We start from the raw sequence: 5752 nt of genomic DNA on the forward strand, positions 1-5752 counted from the left end.
ACATAGATCAGGGCGAGGGGGCGGCGGCTGCGCGATTAGTGCGCTGCGGATTTGGCATCCACCAGATTCGAGATCGGGATCTGCAATGAAATTCGGCACAGAGATCGTCCTTCTAAGCGTGTTCGCTTTTGCGGCCCTGGTGGCCGCCGGCTTCGGCGTGGATGAACCTTTCCGCCGACACATGTGGGTGTTGTTCTTCGCAGTGGCTGGTTTCACTGCGATCCTGTTGCGCAACACGGAGTTCAGGCCAGCAGCTCCGATTGACCCATCCGCTTACATGGATGGTCCGATCCGCTACGGCGCGATCGCCACCGTGTTCTGGGGTGTCGTCGGCATGCTGGTCGGCGTGGTGATCGCGCTGCAGCTCGCCTACCCCGATCTCAACATCCAGCCCTGGTTCAATTTCGGTCGTTTGCGGCCGTTGCACACATCCGGTGTCGTTTTCGCCTTCGGCGGCAACGCGCTGCTTTGCACGTCTCTGTATGTCGTGCAGCGCACCTGCCGCGCGCGCCTCTTCGGCCGTGATCTCGCCTGGTTCGTCTTCTGGGGCTACCAGCTTTTCATCGTCATGGCCGCGACCGGTTATCTGCTCGGCATCACCGAGGGCCGCGAGTACGCCGAACCCGAATGGTATGTGGATGTCTGGCTGACCATCGTCTGGGTCGCCTACCTCATTCTGTTCCTTGGCACGATCCTGAAGCGCAAGGAACCGCATATCTACGTGGCCAACTGGTTCTACCTGTCGTTCATCGTGACCATCGCGATGCTGCATGTGGTCAACAACCTGTCCATACCAGTCTCGTTCCTGGGCTCCAAGAGCTACTCCGCCTTTTCAGGGGTCCAGGACGCCTTGACGCAATGGTGGTACGGCCACAACGCGGTCGGCTTCTTTCTCACCGCCGGCTTCCTCGGCATGATGTATTATTTCGTGCCCAAGCAGGCGAACCGGCCAGTCTATTCGTACCGGCTGTCGATCGTCCATTTCTGGGCTATCATCTTTCTCTACATCTGGGCCGGGCCGCATCACCTGCACTACACCGCCTTGCCCGATTGGGCGCAGACGCTCGGCATGGTGTTCTCGATCATGCTGTGGATGCCGTCCTGGGGCGGCATGATCAACGGCCTGATGACGCTGTCCGGCGCCTGGGACAAGCTGCGCACCGATCCGATCATACGCATGATGGTGATGGCCGTCGCCTTCTATGGCATGTCGACCTTCGAAGGCCCCATCATGGCGATCCGGGCGGTCAATTCGCTGTCGCATTATACCGACTGGACCATCGGGCACGTCCATTCGGGTGCGCTCGGCTGGGTCGGCATGATCTCGTTCGGCGCGATCTACTACATGGTCCCGAAGCTCTGGAACCGTCAACGGCTCTACTCGCTGAGGCTCGTCACCTGGCACTTCTGGCTGGCGACACTCGGGATCGTCGTCTACGCCGCGGTGATGTGGGTGTCCGGCATCATGCAGGGCCTGATGTGGCGCGAATATGGCGAGCAGGGCTTCCTCGTCTACTCCTTCGCCGAAACCGTCGCCGCCATGCACCCCTACTATGTCATGCGCGCCATCGGCGGCGCCATGTACCTCTCCGGCGCCCTGATCATGGCCTGGAACATCACCAGGACCATCCTCGGCCACCAGCGCGAGGAGGAGCCGATGCCGAGCCCCGTCGCCATCCGACCTGCGCGATCAGGAGCCAGGTAATGGGCTTGATGGACAAACACGCAATCATCGAGAAGAACGCCACGCTTCTTCTCGTTGGCTCGCTGCTCGTGGTGACGGTCGGCGGCATCGTCGAGATCGCGCCTCTCTTCTATCTCGACAATACGATCGAGAAGGTGGAAGGCATGCGCCCCTATTCGCCGCTCGAACTTGTCGGGCGCAACATCTATATGCGCGAGGGCTGCTACCTCTGTCATAGCCAGATGATCAGGCCGTTCCGCGACGAAGTTGAGCGCTATGGCCACTACAGCCTGGCTGCCGAGTCCATGTACGATCACCCCTTCCAGTGGGGATCGAAGCGTACCGGGCCGGATCTCGCCAGAGTTGGCGACCGCTACTCGAATGCATGGCATGTCGCGCATCTTACCGACCCGCGCTCGGTGGTGCCGGAATCGATCATGCCGAGCTATGGGTTCCTGAAAGACACGCCGATCGACGTGAAGGATTTCTCGACGCATCTGGTCGCCAACAGGCTTGTAGCCGTCCCTTACACGGATGACATGATCGCCCACGCCAATGCGGATCTGGGGGCGCAGGCCGATCCCAATGCCGACACATCAGGCCTTGAGGCGCGTTACCCAAAAGCCAAGATCGGCGACTTCGACGGCAACCCGCAACAGGTCACCGAAATGGATGCCCTGCTCGCCTACCTGCAGATGCTTGGCACACTGGTCGACTTCAAAAATTACGACGAAGCCGCCGGCTACCGCTGAGGAGAACGCTGATGACCTACAATTTGATGCGGGCGTTTGCCGACAGCTGGGGCCTGGTTGCGATGGCGCTGTTCTTCGTGGGGTGCATCGCCTTTGCCCTACGCCCCGGCAGCCGAAGGCTGGCCGACGAAGCGGCCCGCATTCCGCTCGAGGACGAGTGATCATGAGCGACGAGCATATCGATGAAATCTCTGGCGTCTCGACCACCGGCCACGAATGGGATGGTATCCGGGAGCTGAACAACCCGCTTCCCAGATGGTGGGTCATCACTTTTTACGTCACCATTGTCTGGGCGATAGGCTACACCATTGCCTATCCAGCATGGCCTCTGTTGCACTCGGCGACAACGGGTGTGCTCGGCTATTCCAGCCGCAACGAGGTCAGGAACGAGCTGACCGCGGCTGAGGCCGCCAAGGGCAAATATATCTCGGCGGTGGAGTCCAAGAGCGTCTCGGAAATCGCCGCGGACGACGGCCTGCGCGAATTCGCAATCGCCGCCGGTGGCGCCGCTTTCAAGGTCAATTGCGTACAATGTCACGGCTCCGGCGCCCAGGGTTCCAAGGGCTTTCCCAATCTCAACGACGACGACTGGCTATGGGGCGGCAAGGCCGAGCAGATCCAGCAGACGATTACGCACGGCATCCGCTTTGCGACTGATGCGGAAACGCGGCTGTCGGAAATGCCGGCCTTCGGCGACATCATTACCGCCGACCAGATCGCACAAGTCAGCGCCTACGTGGCCAGCCTTTCCGGCAAGGTCCGCGATGCAAGTCTGATCCAACCCGGCGCCAAGGTCTTTGCCGAGAATTGCGTGGCCTGTCACGGCGACAATGCAAAAGGCAACAGGGAATTCGGCGCCCCCGACCTGACCGATGCGATCTGGCTCTATGGATCCGGTGAGACAGCCATCGCCGCACAGGTCCGTGCGCCAAAACAGGGCGTCATGCCGGCCTGGGTTGGCCGTCTCGGCGAGATCAAGGTCAAGGAACTTGCAGTTTATGTCCATTCGCTTGGCGGCGGAGAATAGGAATGGAAGCCCTATTCTTCGGTCCCCCCTGCCAAGCGGACGAGGCCTGGCGTGAGCCGGGCCTCGACACCATCCCTAATGCGATCTGCACAACCCGGCAAGGCTATCCTACGGCGAGGCTTTACGACAGGTGCCCCTGACATCGGCTGGGAAAGTGGAGTTGCACATGCGTGACAAGACGCAGTTGACAGGGCTCGAAACAGAAACTGTCAATTCCGCCAAAACCCGCAAGCCGCTTTATGCCGCGCGTCAAAAGATCTTTCCGAAGCGCGCCTCGGGCAACTTTCGTCGCTTCAAATGGCTGGTGATGACGATCACACTTGGCATCTATTACCTGGCTGCGTGGCTGCCTTGGGCTCGCGGTCCATTTGCCCCGGACCAGGCAGTCCTGCTCGATCTCGCGAACCGGCGCTTCTACTTCTTCTTCATCGAGATATGGCCCCAGGAATTCTTCTATGTGGCCGGCCTCCTGGTCATGGCGGGCGTCGGTCTTTTCCTGATCACCTCGACTGTCGGCCGTGCCTGGTGCGGCTATGCATGCCCTCAGACGGTGTGGGTCGATCTGTTCCTCGTCGTCGAACGTGCGATCGAGGGGGACCGTAACGCCCGCATGAAGCTCGATGCAGGTCCCTGGACCGCGCGCAAGCTCATGCTGCGCGTGTTCAAGCACACCATCTGGCTCGTCATAGGCGCGGCGACTGGCGGCGCCTGGATCTTCTATTTTGCCGATGCGCCGACGCTGGTCGGCGAACTCTTCACCGGCACCGCGGCGCCCGTCGCCTACATCACCGTCGCCGTCCTGACGGCGACCACCTACACGTTCGGCGGGCTGATGCGAGAACAGGTCTGCACCTATATGTGCCCATGGCCGCGCATCCAGGCGGCCATGCTCGACGAAAGTTCGCTCACCGTCACCTACAATGACTGGCGCGGCGAACCGCGTTCTCGCCATGCGAAGAAGGTGCAAGCTGCAGGGCAGTCCGTCGGCGACTGCGTCGACTGCAATGCCTGCGTCGCGGTCTGCCCGATGGGGATCGACATTCGCGATGGCCAGCAGCTCGAATGCATCACCTGCGCGCTCTGCATCGACGCCTGTGACGGCGTCATGGACAAGCTCGGCAAGGAGCGCGGGCTGATCTCCTACGCGACGCTCTCCGACTACAACACCAATATGATGCTGGCAACCGCGGGCGGCTCCAGTTCAGTCAACCCGTCGCTGGTCAGGACCGCTGATGGCCTGTTCTCCGACAAGGTAGCGCATTTCCACATCCGCAAGATCTTTCGGCCGCGCACCTACGTCTACATGGGCTTGTGGTCGCTGATCGGCCTCGGCCTGCTCTATTCCCTGCTGACGCGCGACCGGCTCGAACTAAACGTGTTGCATGATCGCAATCCTCAGTTCGTCACGCTGTCCGACGGCTCCATCCGCAATGGCTATACCGTCAAGCTGCTCAACATGATCCCGGAGCCGCGGACGCTCGTCGTCACGATCCAAGGCCTGGATGGAGCTGACATGAGCGTGGTCGGCGAAGATATCCCGGCAGGCCGCTCATTCGCCATTCCGGTCGAACCCGACCGCCTGAAAATGCTGAAAGTCTTCGTGCGCCAGCCCGCGGGCCAGATCCGCGCGCCGGCGCAGACTTTCAAGTTCCGCGTCGAGGACAGAGCCAGCTTCGAATCGAACGAGTACACCGCCACCTTCAACGCGCCGGAGGCCCCCAGATGACTGCCAATGTACAAAAGCCTCGTGAATTTACCGGCAGGCACATGCTGGCCATCATCCTCGCCTTTTTCGGCGTGATCATCGCGGTCAATTTGACCATGGCGACGCTCGCCAGCACAAGCTGGACTGGCCTCGTCGTCGAAAACACCTATGTGGCGAGCCAGCAATTCAACAAGAAGGCCACGGAAGGACGGGCACAGGCAGCCCTTGGCTGGACCGGCAAGCTGACCATCGCATGGGGTGAAGTCCGCTACAGCCTCACCGATGCCGCTGGCAAGCCGGTTCCCCTGCACGGCGTCAAGGTGCTGTTTCGCCATCCCGCGTACGAGAAGGAGGACAAGTCGGTCACCCTCGCACCCGCCTCGGGCCAGGAATTCGCAGCCCAGCACATGCCGAAGGACGGCGTCTGGATTGTCGAAGTCGACGCCGACGCCGGTCTGGATAAACCGTATCGCGACGTCCGCAGGATCATGATTTCCCATGGAGCGCTGCAATGAGTTGTTGTGCACCGGGCGCCGAAATGGCGCTTGATCTGGGCAGCACCACGTCGGTCCTGCCGTCTAGTC

General features: G+C 61.0%; 6 protein-coding genes. All 6 read left to right on the plus strand.

Annotated features, from left to right (window positions below; all coding sequences use genetic code 11):
* Positions 1-85 precede the first annotated feature (85 nt).
* The 6 genes from ccoN to EN893_RS15775 all read left to right on the plus strand — a co-directional run bounded on the left by ccoN (position 86) and on the right by EN893_RS15775 (position 5683).
* Entirely contained in the window at positions 86-1705 is a 1620-nt protein-coding gene (ccoN, locus tag EN893_RS15750) for a cytochrome-c oxidase, cbb3-type subunit I (protein ID WP_024502862.1), read from the plus strand.
* Positions 1705-2436 (plus strand): cytochrome-c oxidase, cbb3-type subunit II, encoded by a 732-nt coding sequence (gene ccoO / locus EN893_RS15755; RefSeq protein WP_024502863.1) that lies wholly within the window; start codon positions 1705-1707, stop codon positions 2434-2436. The genes ccoN and ccoO overlap by 1 nt, the downstream gene beginning before the upstream one ends.
* An 11-nt stretch (positions 2437-2447) precedes the next feature.
* A complete protein-coding gene (locus tag EN893_RS15760) occupies positions 2448-2597 on the plus strand; it encodes a cbb3-type cytochrome c oxidase subunit 3 (RefSeq protein WP_024502864.1) in 150 nt (49 codons plus the stop codon).
* Positions 2598-2599: 2 nt separating this feature from the next.
* Complete coding sequence (gene ccoP / locus EN893_RS15765) at positions 2600-3463, plus strand: cytochrome-c oxidase, cbb3-type subunit III (protein WP_024502865.1); 864 nt, start codon at positions 2600-2602, stop codon at positions 3461-3463.
* A gap of 166 nt (positions 3464-3629) precedes the next feature.
* Positions 3630-5189 (plus strand): cytochrome c oxidase accessory protein CcoG, encoded by a 1560-nt coding sequence (gene ccoG, locus EN893_RS15770; RefSeq protein ID WP_024502866.1) that lies wholly within the window; start codon positions 3630-3632, stop codon positions 5187-5189.
* Complete coding sequence (locus EN893_RS15775; protein WP_024502867.1) at positions 5186-5683, plus strand: FixH family protein; 498 nt, start codon at positions 5186-5188, stop codon at positions 5681-5683. The genes ccoG and EN893_RS15775 overlap by 4 nt, the downstream gene beginning before the upstream one ends.
* Positions 5684-5752 lie beyond the last annotated feature (69 nt).

Source organism: Mesorhizobium sp. M7A.F.Ca.CA.004.04.2.1 (assembly GCF_004022825.1).
Lineage (GTDB): Bacteria > Pseudomonadota > Alphaproteobacteria > Rhizobiales > Rhizobiaceae > Mesorhizobium.